Raw genomic sequence first — 21,374 nt, forward strand, 5'->3', positions numbered from 1 at the left:
CGTGCCCAAATTCCGAGTGGCCGTCGACCCCGAACCGGATGACCCCACACCGAAGATGCGGGCGCCGCGCCCGCACGCCGCGGGACTGAACTCGGCGATCGCCCTGCTGGAGGAGGCCGCGCGGACCGTGCCGCTGCCCGAGGCGCCCTACCCCATCGTCATCGCCGACTACGGTGTGGGCACGGGCCGCAATTCGATGCGCCCCATTGCGGCGGCGATCGCCGCGCTGCGCGGGCGCACCCGCCCCGAGCACTCGGTGTTGGTGACGCACACCGACAACGCCGACAACGATTTCACCGCGGTGTTCCGCGGCCTGGCGGACAACCCCGACTCGTATCTGCGCCGCGACACCTCGACGTACCCGTCGGCGGTGGGCCGCTCGTTCTACACGCAGATCCTGCCGTCGAAGTCGGTGCACGTCGGTTGGTCGGCATGGGCCATCGTGCGGGTCGGCCGGATGCCGATGCCCGTCCCCGACCACGTCGCCGCGTCGTTCAGCGGGGATCCGCAGGTGGTGGCCGCCTACGCGCGGCAAGCCGCGTTCGACTGGCACGAGTTCGTCGCGTTCCGCGGGCGCGAACTGGCCTCGGGTGCCCAGTTGGTGGTGTTGACCGCCGCGCTCGGTGATGACGGCGACTTCGGGTACCGCCCGTTGTTCGCCGCGGTGATGGACACGCTGCGCGAGCTGACGGCCGACGGCGTGCTGCGTCAGGACGAACTGCACCGCATGTCGCTGCCGATCGTCGGCAGACGCGCCAACGACTTCATGGCACCGTTCGCCCCGTCGGGCCGGTTCGAGCGCCTCTCGATCAGCCATCTCGAGGTGTACGACGCCGAGGACGTGATTTACAGCAGTTACCAGAAAGACAGGGACACCGATGTTTTCGGGCTCCGGTGGGCCGATTTCTGCCGGTTCACGTTCTTCAGCGATCTGTGTACCGCGCTCGACGACGACGCGGCGCGCTGCACACAGTTCCAGGACCGGCTGCACGCCGGTATCGCGGCGAGGTTGTCGGCCCAGCCCGAACAGATGCGGATTCCGTTGGCGCAGCTGGTCCTTGAGAGGCGGCGCCGCTCGGGCTGAGCGCTCGCTACGGCACTCGGCTGAGGACGGCGTCGATCAGGTGCGGGCCCGGTTCCTCGACCGCCGCGGCGAACTGGGCCGCCAACTCCTCGGCGGTGGTGGCGCGCGTGGCGGGCACACCGAAACCCTGTGCGATGGCGGCGAAGTCGATGTTTGGATTGCCGATGTCGAGCAGTGAGCGCGACCGCTCCCCGGTTGCCGCGGTGCCGACGCGCTGCAGTTCCATCTGCAGGATCGCGTAGGAACGGTTGTTGAGGATCACCACGGTGACGTCGAGTTGCTCGCGGGCCATGGTCCACAACGCCGAGATCGTGTAGGCCGCGCTGCCGTCGGCCTGCAACGCGATCACGGGGCGGTCCGGCGCGGCGACCGCGGCGCCGACCGCGACCGGAAGGCCCTGTCCGATCGCGCCTCCCGTGAGGGTCAGCACGTCGTGCGGCGGCGACGATGCGGTCGCGGCGGGCAACAGCACACCGCTGGTGTTGGCCTCGTCGGAGATGATGGCGTTCTCGGGCAGCAGCGCACCGATCACCAGCGGCCAGTTCTGCACGGTCAGCGGGCCGGTGGGCGCGGGCAGCGGATCCGGTTCTGCCGGTTCGGGAGCCACTGCGCCGAGAGCGTCGGCCAGTTTCTCCAGATCCGCCGGGGCGAGGGTGTGCACCTGCGCGTCCTCGGGTGCGAGCTCACTGGGCTTTCCTGGATACGCGAAGAACCACACGGGCTTTCGTGTGCCGGCGAGGATGAGATGCGTCGCGCCCGCCAACTGCTGTGTCGCGACCTCACCGAGGTACTGCAGTCGGTCCAGCGGCGGTATGCCCCGTCCGCGCGCCAGTCGCGCCGGGAAGGTCTCGACCAGCGTGCGGGCCCCGGTGGCGGCGTGGATGCGCGCCGCGGCGCTCACCCCGGACGCACCGGTGGCCGTTCCGCCGAGCAGGATGACGACCTTGTCGCCGTGCGCGCGCAGCAATTCCGCGGCGGCGGTCACGTCGATGGTCTCGGAAGAGTCGGATTGCTCTGACGGTTCCACCTCGGCCGCGGGCACTTCCGCAGGCCCCCACGAGAAGTCGGCGGGAAGGATGACCGTGGCGACCTTCCCGGGCGGGCCGACCGCGTCGCGTACCGCATCACGCACGGCCGCATCGAGATCCGCGGCCGATTCCGGCCGGTGCACCGCACCGTGCAGCCAGGTGCCGAGCGCGTCGATGTCGGATTCCAGAGGCGCGTCGAGGGCCTTGTGGTTCGTCGCGTGATCGCCGACGATGTTGACCACGGGACTGTGCGCGCGCCGGGCGTTGTGCAGGTTGGCCAGCCCGTTGGCCATGCCGGGACCGAGGTGCAGCAGCGTCGCCGCGGGCCGGCCCGCGATGCGTGCGTAGCCATCGGCGGCGCCGGTCGCCACACCTTCGAACAGGCACAGCACGGGACGCATGCCGGGCGCGGTGTCCAGGGCGGCGACGAAATGCATCTCCGACGTACCGGGGTTGGCGAAGCACACGTCGACGCCTTCGGCGAGCAGTCGCCGCATCACCACCTGCGCCCCGGTACTCTCCTGCGAGTCAGTCATCCGTCCATACTGGCTGCCGCGCGCAGGTGGCGCCAGAACTTCCCGATCGTGCACAGCGCCAGCCGGTTTCGGTGTCAGCCCGCCTGACCTCCGGGGACCTGCGGCGCGGGGACCCAGGGCAGGCCCGGAATCGTCGGGTACGGCGCCGTCGGGCTCCAGCGCGGCGGCGTGCTGGTCGGCGCCTCGGTTGTCGTGGGTGCCTCAGTGGTCGTGGGCGCCTCGGTCGTCGGGGGTGCCTCACTGGTCGGCGGCGGCGCTTCCGTGGTCGGTGGCGGCGTCTCGGCCGGGGGTTCGGCCGGCTGCTCCACCGGTGGCGGCGGCACGGTCTGCACGACGGTTTCTGGGGCGGGCAGCACCTCGGTCACGGTCTGCACCGGTGCCGGCTGGTCCACTGCCTCCGGTGGTGGCGGAGGCGGGACCTCTTCTGTGGTGGTGACGGGTGTGCTCGTCGAGGCGGGCACGGCCACGTCACCGTCGTCGCGGGTGACGGCGAGGGCGACCGCGGCGATCACCGCGACCACCGCGGCGGCACCCGCCCCCACGACGGCCCCGCGCCGTCGGTACCACGGTTGCGCGGCGGCCGCATCAGGTTCGGGGTCGGCGAACTGCACCTGCGGGCGCGGACCGTACACCGAGGAGCCCGCTGAGTCGTCCACATACTCGTCGGGCGGGGCGACATCGGGGACGTCGTCGGCGTCCGACCACGCGAGCGCCTGTGGCGCAGCGGGCGGTTCGGGGGCCATCAGCGCCGCGGCCATGGTCGCGGTTCCGGTCCCCTCCCCTGTTTCGGCGGGCACCGGTGCCGCCGGTGCGAGCGCGGTCGCGTCGTCGCGGACGGTGCCGCGCACGGCGATCAGGCCGCCGCCGATCGCCGCCGTCAGTTCGGGGTGCGGCGCGGTGATCACCGGCACCCGTAGGTGCTCCGAGAGCGTCGTGGTGACGGCAGGGATGCGCGCGCCGCCGCCGATGGTGGCGACGGCGGCCAACGCCCCGGGATGTATTCCGTTGCGCTCCAAGGTGTCCTGCAGCACGGCGACGAAATCGGCCAACGGCGCACGCAGCACCTCGTCGAGTTCGGTGCGGGTGAGCCGCACGTCGGAACGATGCCCGGGCAGTTCGGCGACCAGGTGGGTCGCCGACTCGGTGGACAGGCGCTCTTTGGCGCGGCGGCATTCCGCGCGCAGCCTGCTCAGGGAGCCGATCGCCGAGGTGCCGGTCAGGTCGATGGTGCCCGCGGCCGACAGGTCGTCGACGACGTGTGTCAGCAGCGCCTGGTCGATCAGCGCGCCCGACAGGTCAGGGTGACGCACCGTCGCGATCGGTTGATAGCCGTTGTCGGCGTCGGCGAGTGTGATACTGGTGCCGCTGCCGCCGAAATCGCACACGGCGACGATGCCGCGGGCCGGCACGCCGGGATCGTCCTGCAGGGCGGCCAGCGCCGCGGTGGCGTCGGCGATCAGCGGTGCGCCGCTCAGCTCGGGGCCGAGCGCGGCGCGCAGCGCCTCCACCTGATCGGGCCGCCAGTGCGCCGGATACGTGACTGCCACCGGGCCCGCCGGGCGGCCCCGGGTCAGCGCCGCCAGCAGCGCGCCGAGCGCCTCGGCGAGCAGCACCTCGCCGCGGTGCGATGACCCGTCGGCGGCCACGATGCCGACGGGGTCGCCGACGCGGTCGACGAAGTCGGTGAGGATCAGGCCCCGCCCGGTGAGGTTGGGGTTCTCGCTGGGCACGCCCACTTCGGAGGGCCGATGGGGATAGCGGGTCAGCACCGGTGACCGCGTCACCGCGGCCCTGCCCACCTGCACCGCCGTCAGATTGGTCGCACCAATCGACAGGCCTGTCCCGTCAACCATGTCACCCCCGTTTCGATGGAAAACCCTATCGGTACTCCATCTCTTTCGACGGGAGAGACGTTACTTAGCGAATGGTTCCCAAGCCTGGAATCAGAGGTAGATCCAGTGGCGTGACCCATCCCGGCAAATGTTGGTTGACGGCGGGAACGGCGTTGAGCGCGCGCAGTCCGGTCGCAAGGCACCCGGCCGCGGCGGCGTCGCGGCCGGAGCCGTCGGTGAAGCGGAACGCCGTCTCCTGCGAGATGGACGGTGCGCCCTCGATGTCGACGCGGTAGACGTCGTTGTCGTTGCCGGTGGGCCAATCGGGCGCGGCGTCGGCGCCGATGCGGTTGACGTGTTCGAGTTGGATGCGGGTCTCGCCGCGGTAGACGCCGTTGATGGTGAAGCGCACGGCCGCGACGTTGCCTGCCTCGATGACGCCCTTGGCGGTCTTGCGATCGTCCGGGGTGACCCACTTGTCCCATGTCGTGGTGATCTCGTCGAGTTCGACGCCCGCGGCGTGGGCGATCATGGGAACCGTTGCGCCCCAAGCGAAGATGAGGATGTCGGGGCTCTCCAGCAACGGCCGGTGCTCGGGCGGCTTCCCGATGCCCATCTCGAACTCGTAGTCGCCGGTGTAGTTGGTGTAGTCCAACAGTTCCGACGCCCGCACGCGCCGGACCTCCGAGCACAGGCCCATGAGCGTCATCGGGAACAGATCGTTGGCGAATCCGGGGTCGATGCCGGTGGTGAAGCACGACGACTGCCCCACCTCGCACGCCTCGGTGATGGGCTCGATCCAGTTGGGCGGGTTGAGATGCATCTTCGGCCAGACCCAGGGCGTCATCGCCGTCGAGCACACGTCGATGCCCGCACGCAGAAAACGGGTGATCAGTGCGATGTTCGCGTCGGCCTGCGCCGCGGTGGGACCGTAGTGCACCAGCGCGTCGGGCTTCAGCGCGATGAGCGCGTCGACGTCGTCGGTGGCGGTGACACCGACCGGTGCGCCCAACCCGCAGATCTCCCCGACGTCCCGGCCAACCTTGTCAGGGTTGCTGACGCCGACGCCGACGAGTTCGAACAACGGATGCCCGACGATCTCGGCGATCACCATGCTGCCCACGAACCCCGTGCCCCACACCACGACTCTTTTCTTCACGCGCCCACGATAGGTGATGCCGGTCACACCGGGAATCGGGTTCGGTACGTGCAGGGTTCCTCCCAACACCGGGGCAGCACCGGTCACGAAGGGAAATTCAGATGACTCAAGCCGGCAGCAGCACTCCTCTGGCGGACCGACGCGTACTGGTGACGGGAGGTTCCCGCGGAATCGGCGCCGGCATCGTCCGTCGTCTCGCGGCCGACGGCGCGGCGGTGGCGTTCACCTACGGCGCCTCGGCGGCCGAAGCCGAAAAACTCGTCGGCGACCTGACCTCCGAGGGCGCGAAAGTGACTGCGATCCAGGCTGACAGCGCCGATCCCGATCAGGTCGCCGCGGCGGTGTCGCAGGCCGTGGCCGATCTCGGCGGCCTGGATGTGCTGGTGAACAACGCCGGTGTGGCGCACGTGGCCCCGGCCGAAGAGTTCACCCGCGAACAGTTCGACCGTCTCGTGAACGTCAACATCGGCGGCGTGTTCTGGGCGATCCACGCCGCCATCCCGCATTTCGGCGAAGGTTCGCGGATCATCAACATCGGCAGCATCAACGCCGACCGGGTGCCCGCCCCCAACCTGGGGGTCTACGCGATGACCAAGGGCGCCGTGCAGGCGCTGACCATCGGCCTTGCGCGTGAACTGGGCCCGCGGGGCATCACGATCACCAACGTGCAACCGGGTCCCATCGACACCGACATGAACCCCGCCGACGGCGGTCTCGCCGAGGTCATGACCTCGGTGACGGCGTTGGGGCGCTACGGCCACGCCGGCGACATCGCGGCCGTGGTGAGCTTCCTCGCAGGCCCGGAGTCCGGGTATGTCACGGGCGCGAGCTGGAACGTCGACGGCGGGTACACCGCCTGATCACAGCACGCTGGGCGGCGCGGTGGCGGTGTCCTTCAGCCGCGCCTTGAATTGCATTGCGCGGTAGGGCCATCCCGAGTCGGTGTGCCACTGCGACACCACAAGCCCGATTCCGCCCGTGCGGTCCAGGCGCGATCCCGGCAGCACGTAACCGCCGTACAACTGGGCCACGCGGGAGCCCTCGTGGTGCTCGTCGTGCCAGGCGCACCCGAGCACCGGGGTCTGCACTTGCGTGGTGTGCATGTTGGCCACCGGCGAGTCGACCACGCGATATCCCAGCGCGTACCGCGACGCGAAGAACCCGCCGAGGATCCACCGGCCGGGTCCCAGGCGGCGGAAACTCAGTTCGCCCCAACGTTCTTCGGCGGGCGTGATGGGGGTGGCGCGTTCGCCCCACTCCCATCGGCGCCCGGTGTACCCCCAGCTCACGTAACGCGTGCGGTCACCGATGTGGGCGGGACGCACCCGCATGAGGATGATGCCCTGTTTGCGCTGGAAACCCGTCGCGGCCACGTACACCCAACCGTCGTCGGGGTCGTGATCCCACGACCAGCACTGGGCGTGCCCGCCGTGCCACCCGGCCGGGAACTTCGCGCGCTCCCCCAGGTGTTCCCAGCTCACGCCGCAGTCGTCGGACCGCCAGATCTCGGTCCAGATCACGTTGCCGAAGCCGCGGTTGACGATGGCGTGCAGGTACAGCGAATCCCCCACGCGCAGCAGATCTGACGGGATGACGGTGCTGATCCCGCCCCGGCGCCAGCCCGAGGCCGCGTCGTCGTGGATGTAGTGCCACAGTTGACGCGCGTACCCGGGATCGGGGCCGCCCGCGCGTTCGTAGACGATTTCGTGGTCGGCGTCCCCGGTGCCGATCAGCACCACCGGCGAACGCCAATCCCCCTGCCCGACACGGTGGCCCGCGAAGGTGTCGCCGAACACCGAGACGAGCTTGCCGTCCGGTGCGAGCACCGAGGCGCCCAGGTCGGTGCAGGTGACGCCGAACCTGTCGGTGCGGCCCGGCCCCGTGATGTCGGCGGCCTTGCCGTTGAGCAGCGGGAGCGTCACCCCGCGCCCACTACGTGCACAGACGCAGGCCCCAGGGCTCGCAGTCGAGCGGATAGGTCTTCACCGGCATGGGCAGCGGCTCCTTGAAGGTCAGCGTGAACGGGAACCGGTGGATGGCCGGCGCCAGCCCGCACACCGCGGTGTTGGACACCTCGCGGGTTCCGGTCAGCGCGACGTCGTCGAAACGATAGGTCTCCACGATCGGCGCCCAGCTGCCGTCGGAGCACTTGATGCCCTCTTTGATGTTCGTGGAGAACTGCCACATGCCGCCCGCCATCTTGGCGTCGCCGCCGCTGACCCCGGGCGAGCCCTGCACGTGCAGCACGCACGCCACCGGCAGGTACAGCGGTTCACGCAGATCCCCGACCACCGGGACGCACGACGGGTAGATGGTCCACGTCGCGGCGCCCAGACCCTCCTGGTTGTAGTTGAAGACGCCCTGGATCACCGGGTCGGCCTGCGCGGGACCGGCAAACCCGACTCCCACTCCCATCCACAGTCCCATCACGAGTGCGGGCACCGAGGCGATCACTGCAGCCATGCGCTTGAAGGTCACAAACGGTGAGTATCGCAGCCCCGGTGACGACCGTCACCGGTATGGTCGCCTACGTGTCACCCCGGCGCGCCCGTCGGCGGGGTGATGCAGGGGGGATCGTGACGACGCGACGTATGGCCGGGATGGCCACAGCGTGGCTCGCCGCTCTCGTGCTGGTGTTCACGGCCTGTTCCACGGGTGAACGGGTCGATCTTGGTGACGAGGCGTCGGGCAATCTCATCGCGGCGATCGCAGGTGAGCCCGACCAGCTCGACCCGCAGAAGACCAGCGCGTACTTCTCGTTCGAGGTGCTGGAGAACGTGTTCGACACTCTTGTCGAACCCGACGAGAACCTGCAGATGCAACCCGCGCTGGCCGAGTCGTGGGAGGTCAGTCCCGATCAGCTGACGTGGACGTTCCATCTGCGCGACGGCGTGCGCTGGCACGACGGCACCCCGCTGACCGCCGACGACGTCGTCTACTCCTACCGGCGCATCATCGACGAACAGCTCACCAACGTCGACAAGTTCAGCGCGGTCACCGACGTCAGCGCGCCCGACCCGGCGACCGTGCGCATCGTGGTGTCCCATCCCACGCCCAACCTGCTGACCAATCTCGGCGGATTCAAGGGCATGGCGATCGTGCAGCGCGGCAACGTCGAAAGCGGGCAGATCGCCACACATCCCGTCGGGACCGGACCGTTCGCGTTCGCCGGGCGCAAGAGCGGGGACTCCATCACGCTCAAGGCCAACCCCCACTACTGGGGACCCGAGCCACGGGTGTCCGGGGTGACGTTCCGGTTCATCTCCGAGCCCGCGACGGCGCTCTCGGCGCTGCAGGCCGGTGAGATCGACTGGACCGACTCGGTGCCGCCGCAGCGCGTCGCGCAGTTGCGCGACGACGACTCGCTGACGCTCGCGGTGACACCGAGCAACGACTACTGGTATCTCGCGCTCAACGAGGCCCGTGCACCGTGGAACGACGTGCGCGTGCGCCAGGCGATCGCCTACGGCATCGACCGCGATGCGATCGCCACGGCCACCAGTTACCGCACCGCGGCGATCAACCAATTGGCCATCCCCGAGGGCAACCCCTGGTTCACGAGTTACGACCGCTACCGCTTCGACCTCGACGAGTCCAAGAGGCTCCTCGACGAGGCCGGTGCTCATCCCGAGAACCTCGACATGCTGGTCACCAGCGAGTACCCCGAGACCGTCACGGCCGCGCAGATCATCGCCGACAACCTTGCACCGCTTGGCATATCGGTGAACATCCGCACCGTCGACTTCGCGACATGGCTGGACGAACAGAACACCGGCAACTTCGACATGCTGATGATGGGGTGGCTCGGCAACATCGACCCCGACGACTTCTACTACGCACAGCACCATTCCGACGGAACGAGCAACGCGCAGAAGTTCTCCGATCCCGAGGTCGACAGGCTGCTCGACGCGGGCCGCGTCGAAACCGACACCGCCGAACGGAAAGACGTCTACGCCAGGGCCGCGACCCGCATCGCCGACGAGGTCAGCTACATCTACCTGTACAACCCGTCGGTGATCCAGGCGTGGTCCAACGATCTGTCCGGCTACGTCGCACGCCGCGACGGCGCCATCCGGTTCCGCACGGCCGATCTGGGCCGGGGTGGTCCTGAGTGACTTCGACGCGACTTCTGGGTAACCACCCGATCGTGCGATTCCTGGCGCAGCGGCTGCTGTATTCGGCGGTGGTGCTCGTCGGCGTGCTGATCGTGGTGTTCACGCTGGTGCACCTGGTGCCCGGCGACCCGGTCCGCATCGCGCTGGGCACCCGGTACACCCCAGAGGCCTACGAGGCGCTGCGCACGGCCAGCGGGATGGACCGGCCCATCGTCGAACAGTTCTTCGGCTACATCGGCTCGGCGTTGACCGGCGACCTGGGTGTGAGTTTCCGCAACGGCGACCCGGTCACCGTGACGCTGCTGGAACGCTTGCCCGCGACACTGTCGCTGGGGCTGGTGGGCATCCTCATCGCGCTGGTCATCGCGATCCCGGCCGGCATCTGGTCGGCACTGCGCGAGGGACGTGTCAGCGACGCGATCGTGCGCGTGGCGAGCCAGTTCGGCGTGTCGATCCCCGACTTCTGGCTCGGCATCCTCTTGATCGGGCTGTTCGCGTCGGTGCTGGGCTGGTTGCCCACGTCGGGGTACCGTCCGCTGTTCGACGATCCGGGCGGCTGGCTGCGCCACATCATCCTGCCCGGTCTCACGGTGGGTCTGGTGGCCGGCGCGATCCTGACCCGGTACGTGCGCTCGGCGGTGCTCGAGGTGGCCGCGATGGGCTACGTGCGCACCGCGCGGTCGAAAGGCCTTCCGCCGCCAGTGGTCACGTTCCGTCACATCGTGCGCAACGCGCTGCTGCCGGTGTTGACGATCACGGGCATCCAGCTGGCGACGATCCTCGGTGGGGTGATCGTGGTCGAGGTGGTGTTCGCGTGGCCCGGGCTGGGCCGGCTGGTGTTCAATTCGGTTGCCGCACGCGACTATCCGGTGATCCAGGGGGCGGTGCTGCTCATCGCGGTGCTGTTCTTGCTGATCAACCTGCTGGTGGACGTGCTCTACGCGGTCGTCGACCCGAGGATCCGGCTGTCATGACCGTCACCGAGCAGACCCGCGTCGCGTCGTGGCGGCTGCTGCTGTCGAATCCGGTCACCGCGGTCAGCGCCGCGGTGCTGGTCGTGGTGGCGGTCGTCGCGCTCACCGCGCAGTGGATCGCGCCGTTCGGCGTCAACGACATCGACGTGCCCAGCGCGCTTCAGGGCCCCGGCGGCACGCACTGGTTCGGCACCGATGAACTGGGCCGAGACGTGTTCTCCCGCATCCTCGTCGCCATCCAGGCCTCTCTTCGCGTCGCGGTGGTCAGCGTGGCGCTCGCGGCCGTGGTCGGTGTGACGATCGGCGTCGTCGCGGGGTACCGCGGCGGTTGGCTCGACACCATCGTCATGCGGGTCGTGGACGTCATGTTCGCGTTCCCCGTGCTGCTCCTGGCGCTGGCCATCGTCGCGATCCTCGGCCCCGGCGTCACCACCACGATGCTCGCGATCGGCATCGTCTACATCCCGATCTTCGCGCGCGTCGCACGGGCCAGCACGCTGGGCGTGCGGGTGGAACCCTATGTCGCGGTGTCGCGCACCATGGGTACACCCAGCGGCTACATCCTGCGACGGCACATCCTGCCGAACATCGCCGGTCCGTTGATCGTCCAGTTGTCGCTGTCGCTGGCGTTCGCGATCCTCGCCGAGGCGTCGCTGTCGTTCCTGGGCCTGGGAATCCAGCCGCCGCAGCCGTCGCTGGGCCGGATGATCTACGACGCACAGGGTTTCGTGACGCTCGCGTGGTGGATGGCGGTGTTCCCCGGCGCTGCCATCTTCGTCACGGTGCTGGCGTTCAACCTGTTCGGCGACGGCCTGCGCGATGTGCTCGATCCCAAGCAGCGCACGCTGATGGAGGCCAAGAGGACCCGGCAATGACGGATCAGAAGACGAACGCCCCGGTACTCAGTGTCCGTGACCTCACGGTCGGCATCGGACGACGCGAGATCGTGCATGGGGTGTCGTTCGACGTGCACCGCGAACAGACCGTGGGCATCGTCGGTGAATCCGGATCCGGGAAGTCGCTGACGGTGCTCGCGGCCACCGGCCTGCTCGACGCGCCAGGTGCGGTGGTCAGGGGCACCAGCACCCTGGCCGACGGCTCCCAACTCGTCGGCGCATCGGCGCGGTTGCTGCGTTCGGTGCACGGCGGGCGCATCGGGTTCGTGTTCCAGGACCCGGGCACGTCGCTGAATCCGCTGCTGACGCTCGAGCGTCAGATCACCGAATCGCTTGAGACGCACCGCAAGATGTCGCGCCGGCAGGCCCGCACCCGCGCCGGTGAGCTGCTGGAGGCCGTCGGGTTGCCACCTCAGCGACTCGATGCCTACCCGCACCAGTTGTCCGGCGGGCAGCGGCAGCGCGTCATGATCGCGATCGCCCTCGCGTGCGACCCGGAACTGCTCATCGCCGACGAACCCACCACCGCACTGGATGTCACGACACAGGCCCAGATCGTCGACCTGGTGGCCGATTTGCAGCGCGACTTCGGCGCGGCCGTGGTGTGGATCAGCCACGATCTCGGCGTCATCGGCCAGGTCGCCGACGAGGTGACGGTGCTGCGCGACGGTGACGCGGTCGAACAGGCCCCCGTTATGGACGTGTTCGACCGGCCCCGCCACGAGTACACCAGGGAACTGCTGGCCGCGCGTCCCCGCGTCGACGACGCCGGTCCCCCGGCGCCGCCCGATGATGCCGGGATCCTGTTGGACGTCGCCGATCTGGAGGTCCGGTACGCCGATGTCGCAGCGGTGAAGGACGTGTCGTTCACGATCCGGCGCGGCACCACGCTGGGCCTGGTCGGCGAGTCCGGTTCGGGCAAGTCGACCGTGGCGGCCGCGCTGACCGGTCTGTCCGAACCGTCCGCGGGCACGGCCACACTCGACGGCGCCGACGTGTTCGGCGGTGGACGCGAGCTGCGCAGGCGGATCAGCCTGGTGTTCCAGGACCCGTTCAGTTCACTGAACCCGCGGGCGCGGGTCGGTACGACGATCGGTGAGCCATTGCAGGTGCACGGCCTGGCCAAGGGCAGGCGGGCACGCGCCGAGCGGGTCGCCGAGCTGCTCGAACTGGTCGGGCTGCCCGCCGATTTCGCGTCCCGGTACCCGCACGAGCTGTCCGGTGGCCAGCGTCAGCGGGTCAGCATCGCACGAGCACTGGCCACCGAGCCGGAGCTGCTCATCCTCGACGAATCGACGGCCTCGCTGGATGTGTCGGTGCAGTCCCGCGTCCTGGACCTGCTGGCCGATCTGCAACGCGAGCTCGGCCTGGCCTACCTGTTCATCGCGCATGACCTGGCGGTCGTGCACCGCATGAGCCACGACGTACTCGTGCTGCGCGACGGTGAGGTGGTCGAGTACCGGCCCGCGGCGGAGTTGTTCGCCGCACCGCAGCACGAGTACACCCGCACGCTGCTGGCCGCGGTTCCGCCGCTGCGGCCGCATGAGAAGGTCTAGGGATGACCGACTTTCATGGGAAGACCGCGTTGGTGACGGGTGCCTCGGCAGGCCTCGGGGCGGCGGTGGCGAAATTGCTGGCGGCGCGCGGGGCCTCGGTGTTCGGGATCGCCCGCGACGCCGACCGGATGGCCGAGGTGTTCACCGAGGTGCCCGGCGGCAGGTATGCCTCCGTGGACGTCTCGTCGTCGCAGGCGTGCGACGAGGCGGTCGGACAGTGCGTCGAGCAGTTCGGTCAGCTGGACATCCTGATCAACGTCGCGGGCTTTCATCAGATGCGCCATACGGTTTCGGTGACCGACGAGGACTGGGCCAAGGACCTCGCGGTCAACCTCAATGGCCCGTTCTTCCTGAGCCGTGCGGCGCTGCCGCACCTGTTGCAGGCCGGTGGCAACATCGTCAATGTCGCCTCCATCGCCGGCGTCGAGGGCGAGGTGTACTCGGCCGGCTACTGCGCGGCCAAACACGGGCTGGTGGGGTTGACCCGCGCCTTGGCGGTCGAGTTCACCAAGGAGCGGCTGCGGGTCAACGCGGTGTGCCCTGGCGGCATGCTGACCGCGCAGACCACCGAGTTCGCCGCGCCCGAGAACGCCGACTGGGATCTGATCATGCGGATCGCGGCCCCGCGGGGCTTCATGGACGTCGCCGATGTCGCGAAGACCATCGCGTTCCTGGCGAGCGACGATGCGGCGGCCGTGCACGGCGCGGTGTACATCGTCGATGCCGGCAAGACCGCCGGCTGAGCACACACATCCGTCCGATCTCTTCACCTTGCGTTCCTGCGCGCGCACGATAGAAACGGAAGTGCAAGGACGTTTCCGACCATTAAGTCCGAGGAAGGGAGCGAACGATGAAGGCCAAGGTCGGCGATTTCCTGGTCGTCAAGGGCGCGACCACCGACCGGCACGATCAGCATGCCGAGATCATCGGAGTGCGCAGTGACGACGGGTCTCCCCCGTTCGTCGTGCGCTGGCTGTCCGACGGGCACGAGGCCACGGTGTATCCCGGCCCCGATGCGCTGATCATGTCCCCCGAGGAGCACCAGCGCGCCACTGAACGCGCCGCTGCCCACGCGGGTGCGTCAGCGCACTAGCTAGCCGGTCGAAAGGGACGTGCGCATCAGCATCACGCTGTAGTCCGACCAACGTGACAGCGTGAAGTACAGGTCCTTGCCCTCCGACCACGGATGGATGTAGGGCGCATAGATGCCACCGGGGACGGCCGTGGAGCTGACGATCGTCTTCGCGCGGCTCCACGGCCCCTCCGGTTTGTCGGCCGTGCGCATCACCACCGAGCTGGTGGTGTTGGTGTAGAGCATGACGAATTTCTTGAGGTGGTCGTTCCACGCCACCGACATCTCGCTGCCGGGTGCCCACACCACCTGGAGGGCGAGGAACGGGAAACCCTTGATCCACCCGAACGGCGTGAAGTACTCGTAGGCCGACTTGTCGGCCACGGCCGTCTCCACGACGCGGTACAAGAATGGCATGCCGCCGCGCCCGGCGCCGGTGCTGTAGGCGTAGACGTAGCCGTTGTGGCGCAGGTACGCCGCCATCTGGAAGTTCTGGTCACCCCACACGAACGGCACACCCGGCACGGTGTTGAACCAACTGGGCCGGATGCTCGTCGCGGGCACGGTCCACGTCTCGCCGTTGTCGCCTGAGACCGCCACCGCGGAGAAGTTGGTCGACCACTGCCCGGGGGCGCCCCACCTGCTCACGGACATGAAGTTGACGTATTGCGTTGTGCCGACCGCGATTCCCGCGGTGGGGATCACCGTGACCTCGGTGCCGGCCAGGCCAAGGCTCTTGATCACCTGCCGGGAGAAGTTGGGCCGCGCCGCGTCCACCGGGGATCCGGCGTAGATGTTGCCGGGTACCGGGTTGGGGATGCTCATGCCGTCGGCGAGGTTGCGGTCGGCGCTGCGGAACAGCGTGTTCTTGCGCCACTCCTGTGCTGCGACATTGCAATTGCCGAAGGTGTCGCCGAACGCGATGAGTACCTGACGGTTGGCTCCGGTCTGGCCGTTGTCCCACATGATGCCCAGGTCGGCACCGGAGATCCCGAAGCGCGAATAGCTGTCCGAGTTGGGTCCGGTGACCCAGCCGACCGTGGTGGCCGTCGACGCCGCCGGTTCTGCGGCCGCGCGGGCGGCGGTGTTGAGTGCGACCGCGGTGTCCTTGGCCTCTTCGGGTGTGCTGGCCGTCTGCACGGGTTTGCGGCCGATCGGCAGATGCAGGACCGGCAGTTTCGAGATGATGTCGGGCATCGACGGGGTCAGACCCCGCGCCGAGGCGTTCGGCGTCGGCACCGAGCAGGGATCGGCTGCGGCGGGCGGGGCGCCGACGAGCCCGGCAACCAACCCGCCCACCAGCGTGGTTGCCACCGCGGAGACGACGCACGCACGCGACGTCGATGCCAGTCGACGAAATGCCGGCATGACACACCTTTCGAGCTGACGTAGCGGGTGCAGCCACGCTGCCGCCCCGACACGCGACCAGGTGTGACAATAGTTGCTACAGAGACAGGTGTGGTTTGCCGGTCACGATCCGGTACGGATCCGTGATCGGTCCGAGACGTGCCCGGCGATCAGCCTCCCGGCACCACCAGCACGGGCCGGAATGTGCGCTGCAGTGTGGCTCCCGCGACGCTGCCGAGCAGGACCTTCTTGAGCGCCGACCGGCCCCGCGACCCGACCACGATTGCCGCGGCGCGCTGTTCGTCGGCGAACGCGACCAGTGCGTCGGCCGTGGCGCCCGCACCGGACCCGCGGAACCGCTTCACGTGGTGCGTGGCGTCTACGCCCTCGGCGTCGCCGTCGTCCACCGCGGCCGAAACCACGGTGCGCGTGGGGAACAACTGCTCGGCGGCCTTGATCGCGCGGTCGGCGCCGGCCGACCCGTCGACGCCCACCACCACTGGGCCGTCCACCACGGCCTGGTGTTCGGCCGAGAGCATGTGCTGGGAGACCACGAGCACCGGACGCGGCGCGTGGTGCACGACGAGATCGGACACGCTGCCGATCTTCGACTCGGATGCGCCGATACCGCGGGCACCCACGACCATCACGTCGGGTTGCAGTTCCTCGCCGACCTGCGCCAGCCCGAGACCCTCCCCGGCCCAGGTCCGTTTGACCAGAGGCTCGGCGGTCCACCCGGCCGCGCGCGCCAACGTCACCCCCAGGTCGACCAGGCGCGCCGACTCCCCTTCGCTCTCCCGGTCCACGAGGTCGATCAACTCGTCGACGTTGCGCGCCGAATGGCGCAACCGGGCGCGCAACCCCCTGCTGCCGAACGGCGGTGTGGACAGGTACACGATCACCGCCTCCGCGGCGGGGAACAACTCGCTGGAAGTCCTGATCGCGCTGTTGGCTGACAGGGACCCGTCGTAGCCGACCACAATCTTCATGCGCGTCCTCTTCCGTCGATCCGTTGCGTCCAGCCTAAATCGTCGGCAACTTCGCCTGTGGGGTTATGCCCGCCCGCAGCAAAAGCGAACGGATGCTCACAACATCAGACCCGACCATCCGCGGGACCGCCGAATCTCTCGGGGCGACAACATGTCGAGCCGATCAGGCCGCGATCAGGCACCATCAGACGAAGAGCCCGGCCATCTTCGCGGTGTCGTAATAGCCGATGACGTCCACGATCTGGTCTCCGGCGACGCGCATGACCCAGCAATACTGCATGCTGGCGTCGGAGCCGTTGGTGCCGTGGACTCCCTCGGTATGGAAACGCACCGCCGCCCAGTCGCCGTCGACGATCATCTGATCGAGTTGGGGACGCATGGGCGTCGCGAGGTGATCATGGAGCCGGCTCAACACCTTCTCGCGGTACTCGGTTTTGCCGTGGTACTGCCCGGCCACCGGCGAGGTACCGGTCGCGGTGAAGGTGACGTCATCGGACAGTCGGTCCAGGAAGGTCTCGCCGAACCCGGTCTGTGAAGTCGTCGCGAACACGTCCTCCAGGACGGCCCTGGTATGGGCGCCAGGCTGCTCCGGCGGCGTCTCGTTTGCGCAACCTGAGAGAGCGAGGGCGCCCGCCGCCAGCACAGCGACAGCTGGCGGGACCCTGCCGGCGGTTGCACGAACCAGTCCGGCGTTGATCCTCCGGGCATCCCGGCTCGATGGGTTGCCCCGTGAAAATCTTTGTAGGCCCGGCACTCTCATCACCACTCCTGGACTCGACAATTCCAACCGACAAGTTGGAGTGTGGCACACGTCTCACCAAACAACAACTGGCCAGTTGGAATTTTTTCGATCGCCCACGGTTCCCAGACTGACGAGCGGGCAGGGCCTCGGCCGTCGCCGAGGGTTCGCCTGTTCCGGCCGGGTTCAGCAACTCATGACACTTTGTCGCGGCAATCGCAAAACCTTTGCCGTCGGCCTGCGATACTTCTCGTCGGCCGACGACAAAGGGGTTGCGTGAATGGGATCGACGACAGGCGGCGCCGCGTACGTGGGGCGCATCGGAGCACTGGCTGTGGCACTGGGCATCGGCGCAGCACTGACCACCGGAACCGGTGTGGCATGGGCCGACGATTCGGGCGCGTCCGGGGGCTCGACGTCCTCGTCGTCTTCGGCTTCTGATTCCTCTTCGTCGTCTGCCGGCGGCAGCTCCGGCTCCGCATCGGGAGGCGCCGACGCGGCGAAGCCCCGCAAACCCGGAGTGACCAAGCCGCGGATCCAACCGACGGGCAAGATCGCCGAATCTCTCAAGAAGACCGCCAAGGCCGTCGAGGGCGCGGTCGCCGACGCGCACAAACGCGCCCAGCAGTCGGCCGCGCAGCAGGCCGAGAAGCGGGCCGAACGGCGCGCCAAGCTGCGGGCGCAGATCCGTCCAGGCAAGGACACCGACAAGCAGGCCCCCGAGAAACAGGCCGGGAACGAGGCGAAGAACGCCGCCCAACCCGCCACCAAGACGCAGCGGCAGCTCCCGGCGGCGCCGGCCGTGAAGGTGCCCGACGTGATCACCTCGGTGCGGGCACGGTCCGACGAGGTGGCCAGGGAGATCACCACCGGCGTCACCGGTATCCGGACCGCCATCGAGAACGCGGCCCCGAGGATCGCACTGCCGGACCTGCGGCCCACGACCAACCTCGCACGCCCGGTGACACCCGTGGCGCTCAAAGCCGCCCAGCCCGTCCAGGTTTCGCCGCCGCGGCCGACAATCACCGGTCTGGTGCGTGGATTGCTCACCGCCGCAGCAGGTTTCTCGCCGCGGGCTGCCACCGCACCGGTGGCTCCGGCCCCCTCGCCTGCCGCATGGGCGTTGCTTGCGTTCGCGCGCCGCGAGTTCGAGCGGGCGTTCACCCCGGGAGCCGCCACCGCGCTCGCCGCGCCCGCGATCACCACGTCGGCCGTCACATCGGCAGCCGTGGTGAATCCGCTTCCGGGCCGGTTGGACTCGGTGCCGGTGGGTTGGGTGACAGGGGTGTCCAACCCGAGCGGCAACTGGCCGCAGACCAACAACACCGCGGGCTTCGACATCTGGGGCACCGATCTGGGCATCATGTGGGACGGCGGTGAGTGGAACGGGCAGCGGTTCGTCCACACGGCGTTCGGCGACACGTTCAGCGGACCCAACATGAGCGGGTGGTGGCGCTCCAACGTCCTGCTGATCAGCACCGACAACGTCCTGAGCGACGGACTGGGCCTGGTGCAGACCGGAACGGCATACCAGTTCATCCCGGCGTCGGGCCGAAACCTGTTCGGGCTCTTCGGCGGTTCGGAGGTCACCGTCATCCCGACCGCGGGAGTGCAGATCGACGGCACGCAGTACGTCAACTACATGTCGGTGCGCTCGTGGGACACCCCGGGCCGCTGGACCACCAACTTCTCGGCGATCTCGGTGTACGACCCGAGCACCGACACGTGGGTGCTCGCGCCGTCGACCATCCGCTCGGCGGGGTGGTTCCGCTCCAGCACGCTGTATGTGCCCGGCAGCCAGAACTTCCAGCAGGCCGCCTATGTCCTGCAGCCCGAGGATCAGGTGGGTGAGGACGGTATCCGCTACCTGTATGCGTTCGGAACCCCCTCGGGCCGTGCCGGATCGGCGTATCTGTCACGCGTGCCCGAGGACGCGGTGACCGACCTGTCGAAGTACGAGTACTGGGACGGCAACCGGTGGGTCACCGGCAACGCCGCGGTGGCCGCGCCGGTCATCGGCGACTCGACGCGCTCGACGGGCCTGTTCGGCTTCATCGTCGACTGGGCCAACGACCCGAACGTGCTGGGCGGTTATCTGGGCGGCCTGGTGGGCGCCAAGACCGGCGGCAATGTCAGTGAGTTGTCGGTGCAGTACAACGAATACCTCGGCAAGTACGTGGTGCTCTACGGTGACGGCAACAACAACATCCAGATGCGCATCGCCGACCGGCCCGAGGGCCCGTGGTCGGATCCGATCGAGCTCGCCAGTTCGGCCGACTACCCGGGCCTGTATGCGCCGATGATCCATCCGTGGTCGGGCACCGGGATGCTCGAAGACGACAACGGCGACCCGGATGTGAACAACCTGTACTGGAACATGTCGCTGTGGGGCGACTACAACGTGGTGCTCATGCAGACCGACCTGTCGGGCCTGAAAACCGTTGCGGTGTGAACTATTTCGAGCCGTACTCCTCGGGCGGCTCGGACGAGTCGACGTGGCCGTTGCTCATGATGGTCAACCCCTCGGGTGATACCTCGTAGCGCGCCCCGTCGGCGGGGTTGACCGCGACGTAGCCGTCGCCCGAACGCTGGGCGTCGTCGATCTTGAGGTTGGCGCCGTCGCGCAGGCGCTCGCCGCGGTAGTAGTAGCCGCCGGAGTCACGCTCGCAGATGATCGCCAGCGAGGTCGCCGTGCGGATCAGCGCGGCGGGCGTCGCGTCCGAGTCGCACCGCGCGGTATGCCCGACGAAACCCTGCTCGTCGGTGCCGCTGACGTTCGCGGTGGCCGACCGGTTGGACGTCGTGGTGGTCGTCGATTCCGAAGTCGAGGTCGCGCCCTCGGGCGGCGTGATTCCCGTGTTGCCGGTGGAGGCGTTGTCATCACCGCCCACGAGCATCGTCGCGAGCACCGCGGCGACGCCGAACAGCACCACCGTCGCCACGACGAGCATCATCTGCGTGCGGGTGAACCGTTTCTTGCCCGGCGTCCGCACGGCGGGAGCCGCAACAGCGGCCGGGGCCGGCGGCGTCGGGGTTCTGCGTGGCGGCGCGGGCACCGACGGGTAGGCCGGCGGGTACGGCGTGAACCCGGTGTGTTCGGGGTTGGGGTACAACTCGGAGAACTGCCGCGTCGGAGTCGGCGGGCGTCCCGGTGCCTGCGGCGGGGCGGGCTTCGACGGCGGAGCCTCGCCGGCCGCGGCAGCCGACACCGCGCGCGCCAGTTCCCCGGCCGTGGCGTAGCGCGCGGCCGGGTCCTTGGCCATCGCCGTCGCGATCACCTCGTCGAACGCACGCGGGACGCCGCGGCGCATGATGCTGGGCCGCGGCGGCGCGGAGAACATGTGCGCGCTCATCAACTGCCGCAGATCGCCCGCCTCGTACGGCGGCCTGCCGATCAGTGACTCGTAGACCAGGCAGGCCAGCGCGTAGATGTCGGCGGGCGGGCCGACGGTCTCGCCGGAGAACCGCTCGGGTGCCATGTAGGCGCTGGAGCCGATCAGCATGCCGGTCATCGTGACGCTGGCCTCACCGCCCACATGGGCGATGCCGAAGTCGACGAGGTAGGCGAAGTCGTCGCCCGTGAGCAGCACGTTCTCGGGTTTGATGTCGCGGTGCACCAGGCCGTCGGCGTGCGCGGCGTCCAGCGCCGAGGCCACCTGCGCCACGATCGACGCCGTGCGGCGCGGATCGAGCGGGCCGTCGGTGCGCAGGATGTCCTTGAGGCTCGCGCCCTCGACCAGCCGCATGTCGATGTAGAGCACACCGTCGATGTCGCCGAAGTCGTGCACCGGGATGACGTGCGGTTCCTGCAGGCGCGCGGCCACCCGGGATTCGCGGCGGAACCGCTCCTGGAAGCGCGGGTCGGCCGCGAACTCGGCCCGAAGGAGTTTGACCGCGACCTCACGCCCCTTCACCGTGTCGTAGGCGCGGTAGACCTCCCCCATGCCGCCGACACCGATCAGCGACCGCAGTTCGTACGGCCCGAACCGGGTGCCGAGGCGGGAGGCGCCGTTGGAGGCCATCGGGGTCATTCACGTCCTTTCGGCC

At 68.9% G+C, this 21,374-nt stretch carries 18 protein-coding genes; 9 read left to right on the top strand and 9 right to left on the bottom strand.

Features of this window, described 5'->3' with window-relative positions:
- Position 1: 1 nt before the first annotated feature.
- Positions 2-1,084, top strand: coding sequence for a class I SAM-dependent methyltransferase (locus tag AT701_RS21265; protein WP_011729753.1), 1,083 nt, complete (start codon positions 2-4; stop codon positions 1,082-1,084).
- Between the two features lie 7 nt (positions 1,085-1,091).
- Here AT701_RS21265 and AT701_RS21270 read toward each other — a convergent pair whose 3' ends face one another.
- From AT701_RS21270 to AT701_RS21280, 3 genes are all read right to left on the bottom strand, one after another.
- Positions 1,092-2,648 carry an acetolactate synthase large subunit gene (locus tag AT701_RS21270; protein WP_058126538.1) on the bottom strand — a complete coding sequence of 519 codons (1,557 nt, stop codon included), beginning with the start codon at positions 2,646-2,648 and terminating at the stop codon, positions 1,092-1,094.
- Between the two features lie 74 nt (positions 2,649-2,722).
- A complete protein-coding gene (locus AT701_RS21275) occupies positions 2,723-4,501 on the bottom strand; it encodes an Hsp70 family protein (protein ID WP_058126539.1) in 1,779 nt (592 codons plus the stop codon).
- A 64-nt stretch (positions 4,502-4,565) separates the two neighbouring features.
- Entirely contained in the window at positions 4,566-5,594 is a 1,029-nt protein-coding gene (locus tag AT701_RS21280) for an NAD(P)H-dependent amine dehydrogenase family protein (protein WP_233032127.1), read from the bottom strand.
- A gap of 146 nt (positions 5,595-5,740) precedes the next feature.
- On the opposite strand from AT701_RS21280, the gene AT701_RS21285 reads away from it, so the two are divergent.
- Positions 5,741-6,499, top strand: coding sequence for an SDR family NAD(P)-dependent oxidoreductase (locus AT701_RS21285; RefSeq protein ID WP_011729757.1), 759 nt, complete (start codon positions 5,741-5,743; stop codon positions 6,497-6,499).
- On the opposite strand, the gene AT701_RS21290 is transcribed toward AT701_RS21285, so the two are convergent.
- Entirely contained in the window at positions 6,500-7,561 is a 1,062-nt protein-coding gene (locus AT701_RS21290; RefSeq protein WP_058126540.1) for a glycoside hydrolase family 183 protein, read from the bottom strand. It abuts the gene before it with no gap.
- A gap of 10 nt (positions 7,562-7,571) precedes the next feature.
- Positions 7,572-8,102, bottom strand: coding sequence for a hypothetical protein (locus tag AT701_RS21295; RefSeq protein WP_058127696.1), 531 nt, complete (start codon positions 8,100-8,102; stop codon positions 7,572-7,574).
- Between the two features lie 128 nt (positions 8,103-8,230).
- Here AT701_RS21295 and AT701_RS21300 point away from each other — a divergent pair, with 128 nt between their 5' ends.
- From AT701_RS21300 to AT701_RS21325, 6 genes are all read left to right on the top strand, one after another.
- Positions 8,231-9,754, top strand: coding sequence for an ABC transporter substrate-binding protein (locus AT701_RS21300; RefSeq protein WP_058126541.1), 1,524 nt, complete (start codon positions 8,231-8,233; stop codon positions 9,752-9,754).
- The gene (locus AT701_RS21305) at positions 9,751-10,728 is read left to right on the top strand and encodes an ABC transporter permease (protein WP_003895750.1); all 978 of its coding nucleotides are present in this window, start codon (positions 9,751-9,753) and stop codon (positions 10,726-10,728) included. Before AT701_RS21300 ends, AT701_RS21305 begins: the two co-directional genes overlap by 4 nt.
- A complete protein-coding gene (locus AT701_RS21310) occupies positions 10,725-11,603 on the top strand; it encodes an ABC transporter permease (protein WP_058126542.1) in 879 nt (292 codons plus the stop codon). The genes AT701_RS21305 and AT701_RS21310 overlap by 4 nt, the downstream gene beginning before the upstream one ends.
- On the top strand, positions 11,600-13,180 hold the full coding sequence (locus AT701_RS21315; protein WP_058126543.1) for an ABC transporter ATP-binding protein: 1,581 nt from the start codon (positions 11,600-11,602) through the stop codon (positions 13,178-13,180). Before AT701_RS21310 ends, AT701_RS21315 begins: the two co-directional genes overlap by 4 nt.
- A 2-nt stretch (positions 13,181-13,182) precedes the next feature.
- Positions 13,183-13,923: an SDR family NAD(P)-dependent oxidoreductase gene (locus AT701_RS21320; protein ID WP_058126544.1), complete on the top strand. Its 741-nt coding sequence runs from the start codon at positions 13,183-13,185 to the stop codon at positions 13,921-13,923.
- 107 nt (positions 13,924-14,030) lie between these two features.
- The gene (locus tag AT701_RS21325; protein WP_003895754.1) at positions 14,031-14,273 is read left to right on the top strand and encodes a DUF1918 domain-containing protein; all 243 of its coding nucleotides are present in this window, start codon (positions 14,031-14,033) and stop codon (positions 14,271-14,273) included.
- Here the strand turns inward: AT701_RS21325 and AT701_RS21330 are convergent, their stop codons facing one another.
- From AT701_RS21330 to AT701_RS35785, 3 genes are all read right to left on the bottom strand, one after another.
- A complete protein-coding gene (locus AT701_RS21330) occupies positions 14,274-15,620 on the bottom strand; it encodes a glycoside hydrolase family 183 protein (protein WP_058126545.1) in 1,347 nt (448 codons plus the stop codon).
- A 149-nt stretch (positions 15,621-15,769) separates the two neighbouring features.
- Positions 15,770-16,588 (bottom strand): universal stress protein, encoded by an 819-nt coding sequence (locus tag AT701_RS21335; protein WP_011729766.1) that lies wholly within the window; start codon positions 16,586-16,588, stop codon positions 15,770-15,772.
- Positions 16,589-16,772: 184 nt separating this feature from the next.
- Complete coding sequence (locus tag AT701_RS35785) at positions 16,773-17,138, bottom strand: nuclear transport factor 2 family protein (protein ID WP_003895757.1); 366 nt, start codon at positions 17,136-17,138, stop codon at positions 16,773-16,775.
- 469 nt (positions 17,139-17,607) lie between these two features.
- Here AT701_RS35785 and AT701_RS21345 point away from each other — a divergent pair, with 469 nt between their 5' ends.
- Positions 17,608-19,779, top strand: a complete 2,172-nt coding sequence (locus AT701_RS21345) for a glycoside hydrolase family 183 protein (RefSeq protein ID WP_029104383.1) — start codon at positions 17,608-17,610, stop codon at positions 19,777-19,779.
- A 1-nt stretch (position 19,780) separates the two neighbouring features.
- Here AT701_RS21345 and AT701_RS21350 read toward each other — a convergent pair whose 3' ends face one another.
- Positions 19,781-21,349, bottom strand: coding sequence for a serine/threonine-protein kinase (locus AT701_RS21350; protein WP_058127697.1), 1,569 nt, complete (start codon positions 21,347-21,349; stop codon positions 19,781-19,783).
- Positions 21,350-21,374: the final 25 nt, after the last annotated feature.

The organism is Mycolicibacterium smegmatis, from assembly GCF_001457595.1.
In the GTDB taxonomy this organism is placed as follows: domain Bacteria; phylum Actinomycetota; class Actinomycetes; order Mycobacteriales; family Mycobacteriaceae; genus Mycobacterium; species Mycobacterium smegmatis.

Excerpts from the sequence above, each read along its gene's own strand:
- AT701_RS21270 (WP_058126538.1), bottom strand. The coding sequence starts at position 2,648 with ATGACTGACTCGCAGGAGAGTACCGGGGCGCAGGTGGTGATGCGGCGA.
- AT701_RS21275 (WP_058126539.1), bottom strand. The coding sequence starts at position 4,501 with ATGGTTGACGGGACAGGCCTGTCGATTGGTGCGACCAATCTGACGGCG.
- AT701_RS21280 (WP_233032127.1), bottom strand. The coding sequence starts at position 5,594 with ATGGTGATCGCCGAGATCGTCGGGCATCCGTTGTTCGAACTCGTCGGC.
- AT701_RS21285 (WP_011729757.1), top strand. The coding sequence starts at position 5,741 with ATGACTCAAGCCGGCAGCAGCACTCCTCTGGCGGACCGACGCGTACTG.
- AT701_RS21295 (WP_058127696.1), bottom strand. The coding sequence starts at position 8,102 with ATGGCTGCAGTGATCGCCTCGGTGCCCGCACTCGTGATGGGACTGTGG.
- AT701_RS21300 (WP_058126541.1), top strand. The coding sequence starts at position 8,231 with ATGGCCGGGATGGCCACAGCGTGGCTCGCCGCTCTCGTGCTGGTGTTC.
- AT701_RS21310 (WP_058126542.1), top strand. The coding sequence starts at position 10,725 with ATGACCGTCACCGAGCAGACCCGCGTCGCGTCGTGGCGGCTGCTGCTG.
- AT701_RS21315 (WP_058126543.1), top strand. The coding sequence starts at position 11,600 with ATGACGGATCAGAAGACGAACGCCCCGGTACTCAGTGTCCGTGACCTC.
- AT701_RS21320 (WP_058126544.1), top strand. The coding sequence starts at position 13,183 with ATGACCGACTTTCATGGGAAGACCGCGTTGGTGACGGGTGCCTCGGCA.
- AT701_RS21325 (WP_003895754.1), top strand. The coding sequence starts at position 14,031 with ATGAAGGCCAAGGTCGGCGATTTCCTGGTCGTCAAGGGCGCGACCACC.
- AT701_RS21330 (WP_058126545.1), bottom strand. The coding sequence starts at position 15,620 with ATGCCGGCATTTCGTCGACTGGCATCGACGTCGCGTGCGTGCGTCGTC.
- AT701_RS21335 (WP_011729766.1), bottom strand. The coding sequence starts at position 16,588 with ATGAAGATTGTGGTCGGCTACGACGGGTCCCTGTCAGCCAACAGCGCG.
- AT701_RS21345 (WP_029104383.1), top strand. The coding sequence starts at position 17,608 with ATGGGATCGACGACAGGCGGCGCCGCGTACGTGGGGCGCATCGGAGCA.
- AT701_RS21350 (WP_058127697.1), bottom strand. The coding sequence starts at position 21,349 with ATGGCCTCCAACGGCGCCTCCCGCCTCGGCACCCGGTTCGGGCCGTAC.